Source organism: Streptomyces fradiae, from assembly GCF_041270065.1.
Lineage (GTDB): Bacteria > Actinomycetota > Actinomycetes > Streptomycetales > Streptomycetaceae > Streptomyces.
Map to the genome: position 1 here is coordinate 4,366,130 of NZ_CP065958.1, position 16,990 is coordinate 4,383,119.

The 16,990-nt window shown below is 71.8% G+C and carries 10 protein-coding genes; 4 read left to right on the plus strand and 6 right to left on the minus strand.

All coding sequences use genetic code 11. The features are described from left to right. Positions 1 to 4: 4 nt before the first annotated feature. The 3 genes from JAO84_RS19905 to JAO84_RS19915 all read right to left on the minus strand — a co-directional run bounded on the left by JAO84_RS19905 (position 5) and on the right by JAO84_RS19915 (position 3,173). Entirely contained in the window at positions 5 to 946 is a 942-nt protein-coding gene (locus JAO84_RS19905; protein WP_370414074.1) for a 1-phosphofructokinase family hexose kinase, read from the minus strand. Between the two features lie 128 nt (positions 947 to 1,074). Further along, entirely contained in the window at positions 1,075 to 2,220 is a 1,146-nt protein-coding gene (gene nagA / locus JAO84_RS19910; protein WP_370414075.1) for an N-acetylglucosamine-6-phosphate deacetylase, read from the minus strand. After that, complete coding sequence (locus tag JAO84_RS19915; RefSeq protein ID WP_370414076.1) at positions 2,220 to 3,173, minus strand: ROK family protein; 954 nt, start codon at positions 3,171 to 3,173, stop codon at positions 2,220 to 2,222. The genes nagA and JAO84_RS19915 overlap by 1 nt, the downstream gene beginning before the upstream one ends. Positions 3,174 to 3,416: 243 nt before the next feature. Between JAO84_RS19915 and JAO84_RS19920 the strand changes: the two genes are divergently transcribed. From JAO84_RS19920 to otsB, 3 genes are read left to right on the plus strand one after another with little or no spacing between them, the layout of a single operon-like run. Continuing rightward, on the plus strand, positions 3,417 to 4,694 hold the full coding sequence (locus tag JAO84_RS19920) for an ABC transporter substrate-binding protein (RefSeq protein WP_370414077.1): 1,278 nt from the start codon (positions 3,417 to 3,419) through the stop codon (positions 4,692 to 4,694). A gap of 10 nt (positions 4,695 to 4,704) precedes the next feature. Beyond that, positions 4,705 to 4,959: a DUF3263 domain-containing protein gene (locus tag JAO84_RS19925; protein ID WP_265867333.1), complete on the plus strand. Its 255-nt coding sequence runs from the start codon at positions 4,705 to 4,707 to the stop codon at positions 4,957 to 4,959. Between the two features lie 44 nt (positions 4,960 to 5,003). Beyond that, complete coding sequence (otsB, locus tag JAO84_RS19930) at positions 5,004 to 5,873, plus strand: trehalose-phosphatase (RefSeq protein ID WP_370414078.1); 870 nt, start codon at positions 5,004 to 5,006, stop codon at positions 5,871 to 5,873. Here the strand turns inward: otsB and JAO84_RS19935 are convergent. The 3 genes from JAO84_RS19935 to JAO84_RS19945 form a co-directional block, all read right to left on the minus strand. Beyond that, positions 5,861 to 9,328, minus strand: coding sequence for a hypothetical protein (locus JAO84_RS19935; protein ID WP_370414079.1), 3,468 nt, complete (start codon positions 9,326 to 9,328; stop codon positions 5,861 to 5,863). The genes otsB and JAO84_RS19935 overlap by 13 nt on opposite strands. Before the next feature lie 128 nt (positions 9,329 to 9,456). Beyond that, positions 9,457 to 11,733: an immune inhibitor A domain-containing protein gene (locus JAO84_RS19940; protein ID WP_370414080.1), complete on the minus strand. Its 2,277-nt coding sequence runs from the start codon at positions 11,731 to 11,733 to the stop codon at positions 9,457 to 9,459. 220 nt (positions 11,734 to 11,953) lie between these two features. Continuing rightward, positions 11,954 to 13,402, minus strand: a complete 1,449-nt coding sequence (locus JAO84_RS19945) for a trehalose-6-phosphate synthase (RefSeq protein WP_370414081.1) — start codon at positions 13,400 to 13,402, stop codon at positions 11,954 to 11,956. A gap of 268 nt (positions 13,403 to 13,670) precedes the next feature. Here JAO84_RS19945 and JAO84_RS19950 point away from each other — a divergent pair, with 268 nt between their 5' ends. Further along, positions 13,671 to 16,985, plus strand: a complete 3,315-nt coding sequence (locus tag JAO84_RS19950; RefSeq protein ID WP_370414082.1) for a hypothetical protein — start codon at positions 13,671 to 13,673, stop codon at positions 16,983 to 16,985. Positions 16,986 to 16,990: the final 5 nt, after the last annotated feature.

The window sequence follows — 16,990 nt, forward strand, 5'->3', positions numbered from 1 at the left end:
ACGCTCACGCCGCCGCTCGGTCGTGGACCGTGATGCGGGGGAGCAGGGACTCGTACGCCGACTCGTCGAACTCGCCGGCCACCGGGGAGAGGACGGTCGCGGCGGAGAGCGCCACGGCGTGGCTGAGGCGGGTGGGCCAGTCGGTGCCGTCGACGAGGCCGGCGAGGAGCGCGGCGACGGCGGAGTCGCCGGCGCCCGTCGGGTTGCCCTTCACGGGGGCCGGTGGGGCGGCCTGCCACAGGCCGTCGGGGGTGGCGGCGAGCAGGCCGTCGGGGCCGAGCGAGGTGACGACGGCGTGGGCGCCGCGGCGGCGGGCGTCGCGGGTGGCCCGGTAGGGCTCGCGGGAGCCGGTGAGCTGGGCGAGCTCGGCCGCGTTGGGCTTGATGAGTTCGGGGCGGGCGGCGATGCCGCGGCGCAGCGGTTCGCCGCTGGTGTCGAGCAGCGCGGGGACGCCGGCGGCGCGGGCGAGCCGGACGAGTTCGGCGTACGCGCCGACGTGGATGCCCGGCGGGAGGCTGCCGCACAGGGCCACGGCCCGGGCCCCGTCGAGGAGTCGGGTGAAGCGTGCGGTGAACGCGGCCCATTCCGCAGGGGAGATGGCCGGGCCGGGTTCGTTGAGCTGCGTGGTGTCGCCGCTGGCGGCGTCGACGACGGCGACGGTGCGGCGGGTGGCGCCGGCGATCGGGACCAGTGCGTCGTGGACCCGGCCGGGGAGGCCGGCGGTGGTGGCGGCGAGCAGGCCGCGTACGGTCTCGCCGGTGGCGCCGCCGGTGAAGCCGGTGACGACGGTCTCGTGGCCGAGGGCGCCGAGCACGCGGGCCACGTTGAGGCCTTTGCCGCCGGGGCGTTCGATGACCTGGGTGACGCGGTGCGAGGCGTGCGGGAGGAGCGCGGGGACGCGATAGGTGAGGTCGAGCGCGGTGTTGAGGGTGACCGTCAGGATCACCGGCCCACCTCCCCCTGTCCCTGGTTTTGTGCTGTCGCCGGGCGCCCTGATCATGCCAAACAGAAGGCGGTTGGCCCAGACCCCCGGACCAACCGCCTGGACCACGCCTGGAGAAGGCGCGGGCGAAATCAGCCCAGCTCGGGCTCAACCACCCACGCGCCCTTGCGCATCACGCCCTTGAGCTCGAAGTCCGCGTCGAGGACGACGAGGTCGGCGTCCTTGCCGGGCTCCAGGGAGCCGACCCGGTCGTACACGCCGAGCAGCTTCGCGGGGTTGGCGGAGATGGCCTGGACGACAGACTCGACGGGCAGCCCGTCGATCGTCGCGGCGCGCTTGAACGCGCGGTCGAGGGTCAGGGTGGAGCCCGCGATGGAGCCGCCCTCGACGAGCCGGGCGACGCTGTCCTTCACCTCGACCTCCAGCGGGCCGAGCATGTAGCGCCCGTCGCCGAAGCCGGCCGCGTCCATGGCGTCGGTGATGAAGGCGACCCGCTCGGGGCCGGCGTGGTGGAAGGCGAGTTCCAGGGCGGCGGGGTGCAGGTGGGTGCCGTCGTTGATGAGCTCGACGGTGATCCGCTCGTCCTCCAGGAGCGCGGCGATGGGGCCGGGCGCGCGGTGGCCGAGGGCGGGCATCGCGTTGTAGAGGTGGGTGGCGACGGTGGCGCCCGCGTCGATGGCCGCCTGGGTCTGCTCGTACGTGGCGTCGGTGTGGCCGATCGCGGCGATCACGCCGTGCTCGGCGAGCAGCCGTACGGAGTCGAGGCCGCCGGGCAGCTCGGTCGCGAGGGTCACCATGCGGGCCTGGCCGCGCGCGGCGTCGATCAGCTTGCGCACCTCGGCGGGGTCGGGGTCGCGCAGCAGGGTCTCGTCGTGGGCGCCCTTGCGGCAGGGCGAGATGAAGGGGCCCTCGAAGTGGATGCCGGCGAGGTCGCCCTGCTCGGCGAGCTCGGAGAGCAGCCCGGCCCGCTGGGTGAGGAAGTCCATGTCGCCGGTGACGAAGGAGGCGACGACGGTGGTCGTGCCGTGCTGCTGGTGGGTGCGGACGCCGGTGAGGATCTCGTCGACGGTGCCGGAGGTGAAGGACGCGCCGCCGCCGCCGTGGTTGTGCATGTCGACGAAGCCGGGCACGAGCCAGTGGCCGGACAGATCGAGGGTTCGGGCCTCCGCGTGGGCGGCGCCCGCGATGCGGCCGTTCTCGACGATCACTCGTCCGTTCTCGACGGTCCCGGTCGGCAGCACCACGCGGGCCCCGGTGAGAACTGTGGAAACGGCCATCAGGCGGATACCTCCGAGTCGGATTCGGTTGAGCCCTGAGCGAGCAGGTCCCAGGCGAGGAGGCCCGCGCCCAGGCATCCGGCGGTGTCCCCGAGGGCCGCCGGGACGATGGCGGGCAGCTTCTGGAACGTGACGCGCTCCTCCACGGCGGCCCGAAGGGGTGTGAACAACGTTTCCCCTGCTTCGGCGAGACCGCCACCGATGATGAGCGTGCGGGGGTCCAGCAGGGTGAGGGCCGTGACCAGACCGTCGGCGAGCGCGGCGACCGCGTCCTGCCAGACCCGTACGGCGGCGGGGTCGCCGGACTCGACGGCCTTGGCGCAGTCGGCGGCGTCGGCCTCGGGGTCGCCGGAGGCCTCGGCCCAGGCGAGGGAGACGGCGGAGGCGGAGGCGTAGCGCTCCAGGCAGCCGTGCTGGCCGCAGCCGCACTCCGTACCGCCCGGGCGCACGACGATATGGCCGATCTCGCCCGCGTAACCGTGCGCTCCGGCCTCGATCTCGCCGCCGATGCCGATGGCGCCGGCGATGCCGGTGCCGAGCGGGACGAAGAGGAAGCGGTCGGCGCCGTTGCCCGCGCCGATCCGGCCCTCGGCGAGGCCGCCGGTGCGCACGTCGTGGCCGAGGGCCACGGGGATGCCGCCGAGGCGTTCGCTGAGCAGGGCGCGCATGGGGACGTCACGCCAGCCGAGGTTGGCGGCGTAGACGGCGATGCCGTTCGCGGCGTCGACGATGCCGGGGACGGCGACGCCGGCGGCCGCGGCGGGCTGGCCGTACCGCTCCTGGCCGAGCGCGCGCAGCTCCTGGGCGAACCCGAGGATCGTCTCGACGACGGCCTCGGGCCCGCGCTCGCGGGCGGTGGCGCGACGGGCCTCGTGGAGCAGGGTGCCGTCCGCCCCGACGAGGGCGGCCTTCATGCCGGTGCCGCCCACATCGAGGGCGATGACGTGTCTCACGGGGACAGTGTCGCGTGTCAGGGGTCGAAAGGTCTAGTCCACTGCGGAGGATTGTTGCGCTCGGATACAAATTCGGCCCCGGCTCCGGCGGCCCGCCGAAGCCGGCTCCGGCCTCGGCGGCGCGGCGCAGGCGGTGGGATGCGTTGCCGAAGCGATATGCGAGTGGTGTAGACCTCCGGTGAAAATGCGGGAAACTTGCGGTCGAACATTGTCTCGACGACGAGCAAAAGGTGGGTTACGGCTGTGCAGCGGCGACGATTCCTTGGACTGGCCGCAGCGGCCACCACACTCGGGCTGACCGCCGGCCTCTCCGGCTGCGGCGCCCTCGGCGGCGACTCCGGCGGCGACGTCACGCTGAGGCTCGTGGCCGCCGACTACGACCTGACCGGCGGCGACTCCACCAAGAAGTACTGGAACGGCCTGGTCGCCGCCTTCGAGGCGAAGAACCCCGGCGTGAAGGTCCAGGTCCAGATCGAGTCCTGGAACGACGTCGACCGCAAGGTCGCCGACATGGTCAAGGCCGGCCAGGCGCCCGACGTCGCCCAGATCGGCGCCTACGCCGACTACGCCGCCGCCGAGCAGCTCTACTCCGCCGACGAGCTGCTGTCCATCCCCGTCCAGGCCAACTTCCTGGCCCCGCTCGTCGACGCCGGCGAGTACAAGCGCACCCAGTACGGGCTGCCCTTCGTCGCCTCCACGCGCCTGCTCTTCTACAACGAGGAGCTGTTCGACAAGGCGGGCGTCGACGCGGCCCCGACCACCTGGGCCGAGCTGGCCGCCGCCGCCGAGAAGCTGAACAAGAAGGGCGTCACCTACCCCTTCGCGCTGCCCCTCGGCCCCGAGGAGGCCCAGGCCGAGACCATGATGTGGCTGCTCAGCGGAGGGGGCGGCTACATCGACGCCACCGGCCACTACAACCTGGACTCCGACGCCAACACCCGCACCTTCGACTGGCTGCGCGACAACCTTGTCACCCCCGGCCTCACCGGCCCCACCGCCCCCGGCAAGCTGAACCGCAAGGAGGCCTTCGCCGCCTTCGCGCGCGGCGAGGTCGGCATGCTCAACGGGCACCCCTCCCTCATGCAGGAGGCCGCCAAGAAGGGCGTCAAGGTCGGCAAGGTGCCGCTGCCCGGCACCGACGGCAAGGCCAAGGCCACCATGGGCGTCGCCGACTGGATCATGGGCTTCAAGCAGAACGGGCACCGCAAGGAGATCGGCGCCTTCCTCGACTTCGTCTTCAGCGACGAGAACGTCCTGAAGTTCGCGGGCGACAACGACCTGCTGCCGGCCACCGTCACCGCCTCCGCGACCATGCAGGCCGACCCGAAGTCGGCCGACCTGCGCGAGTTCCTGGAGGCCCTGCCGGACTCCCAGCTGCCGCCGGTCGGCAAGACGTCGTGGGCGCAGGTCAGCAGCAGCGTGAAGAAGGACATCGGCCGGGCGGTGCAGCCGGGCGTGAAGCCGGCGGAGGTGCTGGCCCGGCTGGCCCGGCAGGCGACGGCGGCCGAGAACGCCGAATAAATTGGTCTGTATGACGAGCGAAAACGGGGACCCGGGACACGACGAGCTCGGCGAGCGCGAGCGGGCCGTCCTCGCCGTGGAACGGCGCTCCTGGCCCGGCCCCGGCGCCAAGGAGCGCGCGGTGCGCGAACAGCTCGGCCTGTCCGCCACCCGTTACTACCAGCTGCTCAACGCGCTCCTGGACGACCCGCGCGCGCTGGCGCACGACCCGGTCACGGTCAACCGCCTGCGCCGGGTGCGCGACGAGAAGAGCGCGCGCCGCTGACCGTCCCGCTGACGGGACCGGCGACCCTGGGTAGGGTCGTGGGCATGGTCAGCAGCCTTCCGCACCCGACCACAGCCGCCGGCCGCGACGGCCTCGCCGCGCTCCTCGCGCGGCCCGAGAAGGCCGTCGTCGCCCTCGACTTCGACGGGACGCTCGCCGAGATCGTCCCCGACCCGGAACGGGCCCGCGCCCACCCGGGCGCCGTGCCCGCGCTCGCCGCCCTCGCCCCGCGGGTGGCCGCCGTCGTGGTGGTCACCGGCCGCCCCGCCGGAGTGGCCGTACGGTACGGGGGCTTCGCCGGCGTCCCCGGCCTGGACCACCTGGTCGTCCTCGGCCATTACGGCGCGGAGCGCTGGGACGCCGTCACCGGCACCGTCCAGGCCGCCGCCCCGCACCCCGGGGTCGCCTCGGTCCGCGCCGAGCTCCCCGGCTTCCTCGACCGGATCGGCGCCTGGCCCGGCGTCTGGATCGAGGAGAAGGGCCGCGCGGTCGCCGTCCACACCCGCCGCGCCGAGGACCCGCAGGGCGCCTTCGAGGCCCTGAAGGGCCCCCTCGGCGACCTCGCCACCCACCACGGCCTGGTCCTGGAACCGGGCCGGATGGTCCTGGAGCTCCGCCCGCCGGGCATGGACAAGGGCGTCGCCCTCGCCGACTACCTCCGCGAGACCGGCGCCCGCTCCGTCCTCTACGCGGGCGACGACCTCGGCGACCTCCCCGCCTACGCGGCCGTCGAGAAACTCCGCTCCGACGGCACCCCCGGCCTCCTCGTCTGCTCCGCCGCCGAATCCTCCGCGGTCCCCGACCTCGCCGCCCGCGCCGACCTCACGGTCCCGGGGCCGGCGGCGGTGGTGGGCCTCCTCGCGGGGCTCGCGGAGGCGATGGCGGAAGAGCCGGCGGACGGTCAGGGGGCGTAGAACCCCTGCACGTCGGCGACGAGGTCGACCGTGCCGGCGTTGTTGTAGAGCGTGACCTTGCCGTCGACGACGGGCACGACGACGAGGTTGGACACCGTCTGCCCGGCCGCCACGTTGAGGTTCGACGTGTTCGGCCGCGTCGCCCCGTACGGGTACACGCTCACGTACGTACCGCTGCTCACGTTGGTCGCCGTCACGTTCATGACGACCGCCGTCGCCCCGGTGGCCGGCACCCCGTTCCGCCCGGCGACGGTCAGCGTGAGCGTCTTGCCGCCGCCGAGCTTGGCCTTGGGGGCGCCGATGGCGGCGCGGGTGTCGAGGGAGCGGGAGGGGGCGAGGGGCTGGAAGAGCGAGCCGAGGTTGTCGTTGCGGTAGTAGCCGACGACATCGGCGATCACGTCGGCCGCGCCGAACCGGTTGAGGAGGGCCAGGGAGTCGTCGTACAGCGGGACGACCACCAGGTTGGAGGCGGTCTGCCCGGCCGCCACCTGGACGTGCGAGTGAACATAGGTGTCGGCGTAGGGGGTGCCGTACGCCGAGACGAACGTGGCCGCCGAAGGGTTCGTCGCGGTCAGCTGGAGCACCACGGCGGTGACGCCCGTATTCGGCACGCCACCGCGCCCGAGGACCGGAGCCCACCCGAGCATGCCTGCCTCCAGCCGGCCCTTCGCGACGCCGAGCCCGATCCGGGAGTCCACGATCCGGGCCGGCTTGAGCGGTTCGAAGAGCGACCCTTGGCCGGTCGTGTAGTAGCCGGTCACATCGGCGACGAGGTCGACGCTGCCGGCGTGGTTGTAGAGAGTGACCTTGCCGTCCTTGACCGGGACGACGACCATCCCGGCCACGATCCGGCCCGCGGGCACGTTGAGGTTGGAGGCGTTGGGGCGGGTGGTGCCGTACGGGTGGACCGTGACGTACGTCGAGGCGCTCGGGTTGACCGCGGTCACGTTCAGCGCGACGGACGTGACGTCGGTCGCCGGTACCTGCCCCTGCCCGGTGACCTGGAGCGTGATCGAGCCGCCGGGGCCGACCTTGCCCTTGCGCGCGCCGAGGCCGCTGCGTGTGTCGAGGATCCGGACCGGATGATTCGTGGTCCCCGACACGCCCACGAACCGGCTGGAGGCGAGCGAGGCACCGCCGACCAGGGTCACGGTGCCGGACTCCTGGACGGCAGGGCCGATGCCGTCGGCGGGCGGGGCGGTGAGCGTCCATGTGTACGCGCCGTTGGCCAGCAGGGTGCCGGCCTTGTCACGCCCCTTCCAGAAGATCTCCAGCTTCCCGCGTATCTCTGTTCCGGTGGCCAGCTCGCTGATCTGCCCTGTCCGGTTGTGGCGGGCCGTCAGGGTCCAGGAGCCCACCGGCTTGCTGTACTGACGGGTGAGGAGCTGCCACTTGCCGGTGGAGGCGGCGTCGACGTACGTCCCCGCCGTTCCGTCCAGCACCGCCAGTGGCTGCGCGGGGATGCCCGTCGCGACGACGTGCACCTGCTGCTCGGCGTCGACGTAGGCGAGGTGGCCGCCGAACTTGTCGACGCTCCAGCGGACATGGCGCTGGGAGACGCCCGTGTCGGGCAGAGTGCCGACGACTCGGCTCGCCGGGCCGTCGGCGGCGGCGCCGGTGAGCACGAGCTTTCCGGCTGCCTTGTCGTGGGTGACGACGTAGCCGTCGCCGAGCAGGGCCTCGCCGGACGGCACGGACCGCGAGGACTTCGCCGTACGGTCGTAGACCCCGGCCGGTCCGTTCGCGCCGCAGGACCAGTACAGCCAGCGGTCAGTGGCCTGGAGTTCCGCGGGGACGCAGGGGGCACCGGTGTTCACGGTCTCGACGGCCTTGCCGGTCTTCAGGTCCTTGGCGGCCAGGGCCCCGTTCTCTCCGGTCGCGCTCCACAGCAAGGTGTTCCACAGGGCGGCGGCGACGGGTGCGCGCGTTTCGAGGACTCCGCCGCTGATCGACCGGATCGTCTGCGTGCCGGGCGTGGCCGATGTGCCGTGGACGGTGTGGACCAGATAGCGGGAGGAGAGGGCGTCGATCCTGCCGCCGGCGGGCAGGTACAGCTCGGAGAAGTCGTAGTCCCCGGAACCGTTGACGTAGTAGCGCCAGTTCGTGTCGTCCCCGTCCACGCGGCGGACGAACCGTCCGTCCCCGAGCGCCAGGTACGAGGCGCAGGCGGGGTCGTTGTCCGCGCACGGGTCCATCGCGATGCCGGTGAGCTTCGACCGGCTTCCGTACGTCGGGGTGCCGGAGAGGCTGATATCCCGGACGTACTCGAAGGCCGAGTGGTCGCTGTCGTCGAGGACGGAGAGGCGGCCCTGGGCCAGGGCGATGCCCCGGATCTTCGCGGGGTTGGGCAGCGGCTTCACCATCGTCACCACGGGCTTGCCCGAGGCGTCGGCGGTGACGCGGCGGACGCCCCAGTCGACGGCGTCGGAGCCGCCGACGAGCGCGGCGGTGCCGTCCGGCCCGGTGGACACCCCGTTGGACACCTTGGCGAGCAGGGTGATGGCCGGACCGCCGGCGATCGGTACGGCATCGAGGGAACTGCGGGACGACACGTAGACGAGCCAGTCGCCGACGATGGCGAACTGGTGGTTCGAGGTGCCGTTCGCCTGGTAATTGTCGACAGTGACCTCGGTGAGCGGAGCCGAGAGGTCGCTTCGCGAGGCCACCAGAACCTTGTGGTTCGTGCTGTCGGCGCTGTACAGGGCAATGTGGTCAGGAGAGAGCTTCGCCCTGCTGAATGTCTGGGGGACGGGCGCGGTGAGCGTCTCGACGCGTCCCGTCGCCGTCGAGGCGATGCCGACGCGCCGCGTCTCGTTCTGGACCCGTGTCGTCGTGAGGATGCCGGACCAGTCGCCGGCGAGGGCCCCGCCCACGAAGGTGTCGTCCGGGCCGGTCACGGGCAGGTCCCGGACCGTTCCGTCGGGGCGGAGGGACAGCAGGTGCCATGTGGCGGTCGTGTACGTTCCGTCCGGCTGGAGGATCGCCTCGTAGGCGACCACCGTGGAGTCGTAGACGGCGTGTGCCTTCAGCCCCTCGGGGAGCATCAGGCGGCGCGAGGTGCCGTCCGCGGCGCGCCATTCGACCTCGCCCCCACGGAGGAACGCCAGGGTGTCGGCGCCCGTGCCGAGGATGGTCGTCCCGGCTTCGTACGACAGGGGGACCGGGGTACTGCGGCCGTCCGCGTATCGGGTCCAGAGGACCTGCCGGTCCGGTCCCTGGTAGTGGAAGACGCCCTCGGCTCCTGCGGCGTCCGCCCGATAGTACCGCGACTGGGCGGTCAGATAGGGCCATGCGCTGATCGTGGACGACTTGGGGGCCGCCGGTACGACGACCTCGCCCGGCGCCGGCTCCTCCGCCGTCGCCGTCCCCGCCAGTGGCGTCAGGCCGCCGCCCACCGTCAGCGCGATCGCCGTCGCGGCGGCGAACGCGCCCCGCGTCAGGGTGTGTCGAAGCACCCGGTTCCTCCCCGGAACTCACAAGCCTGCCGTGCCCCCCACCGCAGGTGGACGAGAGCGTAACAGCGGGAAGGGGCGCCCCGGCAGGCGGGGCGCCCCTTTTTTGAACAGGATCAGTGCGGCGGAACCTACGGGTTCGCCACCGTGATCGTCAGGTCGTCGCCCGCGTCGCCGGTGACGGTGACCTTCGTGCCGTGGCCCGCGACCTTCACGCTGGCCTGGGGGGCCGTCGGGTCGTAGTAGGCGTTCGGGTCGGTGTCGTCGAAGACCGGCATGCCGGGGACGGAGGGCGCGCAGGCGGCCTTCGTCGCGACGGTCTGCTGCTTGCCCTTGCCGACCAGGACCTCCTTGTGGAGGCAGGTCGCGTCCGTCGGCTCCAGGCCGAAGGTGGCGTCGAAGGGCTGACGGCGGTTGCTGGGCGCGGTGCCGTCGTCCCAGCGGAACGGGGTCGGACGGGCGTCGACCGCCATCGCCGAGCCGCCGCCGGGGTGGGAGCTGACGTTGTTGTCGTCGTACGAGCGGTCCACGTACCAGACCAGCATGCCGTTCTGGAACTTGAAGAACTCGACCCAGTCGGGGGCGGTGATGCCCTTGCTGAACTGGTACGGGCCCTCGGCGAGGAGCGCGTCGGCGCCGACGTACTCGCGGTTCTCCACCAGGTAGTAGCGCGGGTAGGTGGCCGTCTCGGTGCCGGTGGAGATCTTCCAGCGGTCCTGCGCGGTCCAGCCGTTGGTGCCCTGCTCGACGTCGTCGGAGGCGAGCGTGGTGCCGCCGGTGGCGAAGCTGATGTCGTCGAGGAAGGCGCCGGCGAAGTGCACGCCGCCGTCGGTCTGGTAGCGGAAGCGGAACAGCGAGGGCTGGCCCGCGGCGTCGTACGAGAAGCGCAGCGTCGTCCACTTGCCGGCCGAGGAGCCGGAGACGGCCGAGCCCGCGCGCTGCCAGTTGGCGCCGCCGTCGAGGGAGTACTCGGCGAAGAGGTAGTCGAAGTCGGCCTCGATCTCGTACCAGGCGCTCGCCTTGACCGTGACCCGCGAGGTGGCGGGGACGGAGCGGGTGAGGGACTGGTTGAGGCCGTCGGCGGAGCCGGTCCACCAGGCGTGCGTGCCGGAGGTGGGCGTGGCGTACGGGGTGCTGCTCGCCTTGTCGGGGAGCGCGACGCGGACGGCCTGCGCCTTGCCGGCGACCTGGAGGGCGGCGGGGCTCAGGGTGTACGAGCCGGTGGCGCCGAGCGGCGCGTCGGCGTAGTCCAGCCAGCCGAGGAACAGCTTCTCCTCGGCGCCCATCAGACCCGGGTGGGTGCCGATGCCCTCGTTGGCGGCGGCGCCGTGGCCGAGCCAGGAGCCGGAGCTCATCAGGGTCCAGAAGGCGGTGGAGTTCTCGCCGCCGTTGGTGTCGTAGAAGTCCGGCAGGCCGAGGTCGTGCCCGAACTCGTGGCAGAAGACGCCGAGTCCGCCGTTCTCGCCCTCGGTGGTGTAGTCGCCGAGCCAGTACTTGGACTGGCCGATGCGGGCGCCGCCCGCCTTGTTCTGGGCGCCGGAGACGTCGGGGCCGGTGAGCCCGAAGTCGTCGCCGTTGACGTACCAGCGGTGCGACCAGATGGCGTCCTCGCCCTGCGCGCCGCCGCCCGCGTCCTCGCCCATGCCGGCGTGCACGGCCTGGAAGTGGTCGATGTAGCCGTCGGGCTCGTCGAAGTTGCCGTCGTGGTCCCAGTCGTTGCGGTCCCAGACGTCGAACTGCGCGAGGTACGCGTCGATCTCGGCGGGCGTCTTGCCGGCCGCGAGCTGCGCGTTCCACCAGGCGTCGCCGGTGTCCTGGATGAAGGCCCAGGAGCCGCCGGTGTCCTCGACGGAGTTGTCGCCGTAGGTGGAGGCGTTGCCGGGGACCTTGACCCAGTCCTCGACGGTGTTGGAGACGGAGTAGCGGCCGTTGGACAGCTTCTCGTAGAAGGTCTTCATCGACTCGCCGGAGCCGTTGAACAGCTCCTCGTAGTGCGACTTCGAGAAGTCCGCGGTCCAGGCGTTGGAGTTGTCCGTGCTGCGGTCCGGCTGCGGTATCTGGTTGTGCAGCGGCCCGGGCACCGAGCCGAGCTTCCCGGAGCTCTGGTCGCCGAACTCGGAGAGGATCGTGAAGATCTTCTCCTGCCGCGTCTCGGTGGTGGTCTCGGTCTCGGCGAACTTGCCGGGCGCGACCTCGACGACGCCACGGGCGTTCGCCTTCGCCTTGCCCTTGGCCACCAGGTCGATCGCCTTCTTGCGCAGTTCGCTGCGCTGCTTGCTGAGCGGCCCGGGCCGGTCGTCCGCCCTGGGCGCGGCGGTGGCGCCGGGGCTGCTGTCCCTGGCCTCCTGCGCCGCGGCGGGGGTGAGTCCCGCGGCGAGGAGTGCGGTGAGCGCCGACCCGAGGGTCATGCCCACAACAATCTTGTTTCTCAAGGCTGCGCGATCCCTTCGCTCACATGCGGGGTGCCGCATGGTTCGCGTGGTTCCGTAGGAGACTTACGGATCGCCTGGGGGAACGATCGCGGCGAGTCTGGCACGGAAGGACCCGCACGAGGAGGGGGGAGACCCCGAAGAATTTCCTCCCCGTACATAGGGGTGCAGTAGGGGAGGGGCAGGGTCCGGTATCCGCTCAGGAACCCCGCAGGGCCTCCAGCTGGTTCAGGAACCAGCGTTGGGGTGGGAGGGCGGTGGACGCGGTGGCGAGGCGTTTGGTGCGGTCGGCGCGTTCCGCCGGAGGCATCGAGAGGGCGCGGTGGAGGGCCTCGGCGGTCTCGGTGATGTCGAAGGGGTTCACCGGGAGGGCGTCCGTGTGGAGCTCCTCGTACGCGCCGGCGCCGCGGGACAGGACGAGCGCGCAGCCGGCCTCGGAGACCACCGGGATCTCCTTGGCGACCAGGTTCATGCCGTCGCGGACCGGGTTGACCAGGGCCACGTCCGCGAGGCGGTAGGCGGCGAGGGAGCGGGTGAAGTCGTCCTCGACGGAGAGCAGGACCGGCTGCCAGTCCGCCGTGCCGAACTCGGCGTTGATCTCCTCGGCGAGGGCGACGACGGAGGCCGTGTACGCGCGGTAGGACTCCAGGTCCTGGCGGGACGGGTAGGCGGAGGCCAGGTGGACGACCCGGTCGCGCCATTCGGGGTGGGTGGTGAGGAGCTCCCGGTAGGCCATGAGGCCGCGCAGGATGTTCTTCGACAGCTCGGTGCGGTCGACCCGGACGATGGTCTTCCGGTCCCCGACCTCCGCGCGGAGCCGGGCCAGGCGGGCGTCCACCTCGGGGCGGTGGGCCAGGGCCCGCAGGTCGTCGCCGTCGACGCCGAGGGGGTGGACGGAGACGTTGGTGACGCGCTTCTGGGCGCCGGGCCCGCTGCCGCGCCGGTGCTCCACGCCCCGCCAGGCCGTCCCCGCCGGGAAGTACGGCACCGCGGTCCCCGACTCGTTGTCGAAGGACGCGCCCTGCATGAACGCACCGCTCCACATCGCCGTGTGGAAGCCCAGCTCGTCCGCGCCGAGCATGCCCCACAGCAGCTCCTGGAGGATGTCCTCCGGCAGCATCCGCAGATAGCCCGGCTCCGCCCACGGCGTGTGCGTGAAGTGCCCGATCCGCAGATCCGGGCGCAGCTCGCGCAGCATCCCGGGGACCAGGGCCAGGTGGTAGTCCTGCACCAGCACCGCCGCGCCCTCGTCGGCGGCCGCGGCCAGCGCCTCGGCGAAGGCGCGGTTGTAGGCGCGGTACGAGGCCCAGCGGCGGCGGAAGGCCGCGTCGAAGACGGGCTCGCGGGGGATGTCGTACAGGTGGTGGTGGAGGAACCACAGCACCGAGTTCGCGATGCCGTTGTACGCGTCGGCGTACACCTCCGGGTCGATGTCCAGCATCCGCACCCCGGGCTCCGCGACCCCGCGCCGCACCGCCTCCCGGTCGCCCTCGCCGAGCGCCGCGCACACCCACAGGCTGTCCTCGGACGACACCGCGCTCAGGCCCGAGACCAGGCCGCCGCCGCCCCGCCGTGCGCTCAGCGAACCGTCGTCGCGCACGCTGTACGAGACCGGTCCGCGGTTCGATGCCACGAGGACAGAAGCCATACGGCGAACCTAGCCCGTCCGGTAAACGCTCAAACGTGCGTATTCCAGACGTACGGATTCGGGGTACACGGATCCGTTCGGCGCCCGGGCCGCAGGTCATCGGACAGGCCGATGCTCTGAACCGGTTCGAAACCATCTCCCCGGTGGCCGGATCGCATTGTTACGATCACCGCCTCGGGCGGGGAAGCGCCGGAGGGGGCCGCGCGGGACGCGCGAGCACTGGCCACCCGCCCGATGCCTGAGGAACAGGCTCATGGAGGGGACTTCTTTGTACGCACGCACCCGCACCGCGCTGGCGCTCGCGACGGCCGTCGGCATCACCGCCGGCCTGTGCACCGCACTCACCGCCCCGGCGTTCGCCGCCGACACACCGCCGTCCGACGAGGTGGTCCTCCCGGACCCCGGCCGCTATCAGCCCCGTGGGGAGACGCTCATCGGCGCCGGAGCCAGCGGCTACATCCACCGGCAGGAGGGCAACAGCGACCTGTTGTGGACGGACGCGGTCTCCGGCGAGACGAAGGTGCTGCCCGACAGCGCCGAGTACGGGCACTCCGGGCTGAGCGCCCGTTCCGAGGCCGGCACCTTCCGGATCGTCGACATCGCCACCGGGACCGAGACCCGGATCCCCGTCCCCGAGGGCCAGAGAGCGTTCGCGTACTCCACCGACACCGTGGCCACCAGCACCTCTCAGGACGGCCTGACCTCGGCGCTCGCCCTGGTGCGCCTGGCGGACGGCGGCGTCTCCGAGACCCCGGTCACCGGCGTTCCCGCGGGCGTGGGCCAGGCCATGCACGTCCTTCAAGACACCCATGGCGCGATCATCCGCTTCTCCAACAGCACCGCGCGCTACTACCTTGACTACACGGCCGCCACGCTCAGCCGGCTCCCCGCTGTCTTCGAGACGACGGGGAACCTCCGGCTCGGCGCCGAGCACATCCTGGGCTGGTCGAGCGGCGGCACCCTGTACACCGTGCCCCGCTCGGACGCCGCGGCCACGCCGGTACGGACGGTCGTCACCAAGCCGTACCCCACGTCCGAGTACCCGGAGTTCGCCGTGGTCGGCGGCCACGTCGTCTACGTCTACGCCGCCGCGTACTACGACCCGGAGGGCAAGCTGCGCCAGAAGGTCCAGGAGGTCCCGCTCGGCGGCGGCACCGCCAGGGACCTGCTGCCCGCCGGGGCCAAGGGCTTCGTCACAGCACGGGACGGCAGTGTCTTCCTCGCGGGCGGCAGCAGTGCCACCGACTGGGCGGTCCACCACATCACCCCCGGGGCCGACGGCGCACCGGCCGTCCGCGCCGTGCAGAAGGTGCCCCAGGCGCCCGCAACGTACAGCGGACTGGCACTGGGCGGCGGCCGGCTGAGCTACCTCTCCGACTCCAGTTGGAGCATGAGGCCTGCGACGCCCGCCCTGTTCGACGTCGACACCACCATGGCCGGTACCCCGGCCGCGACGGCGCCCAGGCTGCGCTACCGGCTGACGGACACGCCGAACGGTCTGCGGTCGCTCGGCGACGGCAATGAGGCGTTCGGGAGCGGGACGACCGTCACGGCACCCACGGACAACTCCTACCGCTCCACCGAGCTGCCCACCGAGAGCGCTGTCTTCGACGCCGCCGGCCGCTACGCCCTGGCCAGGAGCGACGACCAGACCTACGCGGTCGACCTGGACATCGACAACCTGAACGAGAACGAAGTCCGGCTCACCCTGACCAAGTCGGCCGCCGCACTGTGGGGCAGTCAGGTCTGGAAGTCCACCACGGCCACGTCCACCGGCCAGGTCAACGCCTACGACCTCAGGACCGGCTCCACCTCGGCGTCCGTCGAGCTCGGCTCCGGCTGCCGACCCACCGAACTCCAGGCCGTCGGCCGCTGGCTGTACTGGACCTGCGGGGCCGACAAGGCGGGCGTCTACGACCGGACCCTGAAGAAGAACGTGCCCGTGACCGCGGGAGAATCGCTGCTCGGCGACGGCTTCGTCGTACGGCACGACCGGACCGCGCACAAGCTGCTGCTGACGAACGCGGCCACCGGGCAGACCACCGACCTCGCCACCGTGCCCGCCTGGGCGGACACGGACAGCCGGGGCGGCCAGTGGACCGTGGACAAGTTCGGCGCGAACGTCGCCTTCGTCGATGCCCAGAAGGACATCCACGTCAAGCGGGTGCCGGTGGCCCCGCAGCCGTTCGTCATGCTCGACACGTTCGATCGGATGATCAGCGGCGGCACGACCCAGCTGCGCTGGCGGACCTCCCGCTCCGTGGGCGCCTGGAAGGTCGAGATCCAGGAGCCCTCGGGCCGGGTCGTCCGCACCTACCAGGGAGCGAGTGGCAACGGCGCGGGCGTCGCGATCGACTGGGACAGCAGGGACCAGCTCGGCCGGGGTCTGGAGGACGCCATCTACACGTACGTCATGACGGCGCAGCCTGCCGACGGCACGGGCCCCGCCCTCCGGTCCACCGGAAGCATCGAGTCGTTCGACGTCGGGCTCAGTACCCTGCCAGGCACGTACACGCCATTGACCCCCGCCCGGCTCATGGACACTCGCAGCGGCCTCGGCACTGCCAAGTCGAAGGTGGGCCCGGGGGAGATTCGTCCCCTCCAGGTGGCGGGTGTTGGCGGTGTGCCGCAGAGCGGGCTGACGGCGGTGGTCCTCAACGTCACCGCGACGAACCCGACGGCCGGCGGCTTCGTCTCCGCCTACCCGTCGAGCACCTACCGGCCGTCCGCCTCCAGCCTCAACTTCGCGGCCGGCCAGACGGTCTCCAACCTGGTGACCGTGCCGGTCGTCAACGGCTTCGTGAACTTCTACAACAAGAACGGGTCCGTCGACCTGATCGCCGACGTCGCCGGCTACTACGCCGCCGGCACCGCGGCCTCGGCGTACCACTCGGTGACACCGACGCGGCTGATGGACACCCGTGACGGCACCGGAGTGCCGAAGGCGCAGATCCCGGGCGGCGGCACGGTGACGCTGCCCGTGACCGAGCCGGGAGCCACCGCGGTGGCCCTGAACGTGACAGCGACGAACGGGACATCACCGAGCTTCGTGTCGGTCTACCCGTACGGCACCGCCCGACCGAACGTCTCGAACGTCAACTTCCCGGCCGGACGGACCGTGCCGAACATGGTCGTCGTGCCGGTCAGGGACGGGAAGATCACCTTCTACAACCGAGCCGGTTCGGTCGACGTCCTCGCCGATGTCGCCGGCTACTTCAAGCAGAGCACCGGCTCGGTCTTCACCGGCATGAAACCGAAGCGGGTGATGGACACCCGCACGGGTGCGGGCCTCGGCGTGGACCAGGTCAAGGTCGGCGCGGGCCAGACGGTGAGCCTCACCGTCGGTGCCCAGTACAAGGCCGTGGTCCTCAATGTCACGGCGACGAACGCGACCGCGACCAGCTTCGTGTCGGTATACCCGTACGGCACGACCCGCACCTCGGCGTCGAACCTCAACTTCGTCGCCGGGCAGACCGTGCCGAACATGGTCGTCGTGCCGGTGAAGGACGGGAAGATCACCTTCTACAACCACAGCGGGTCCGTCGACCTCATCGCCGACATGGCCGGCTACTACACCGACTGACAGAA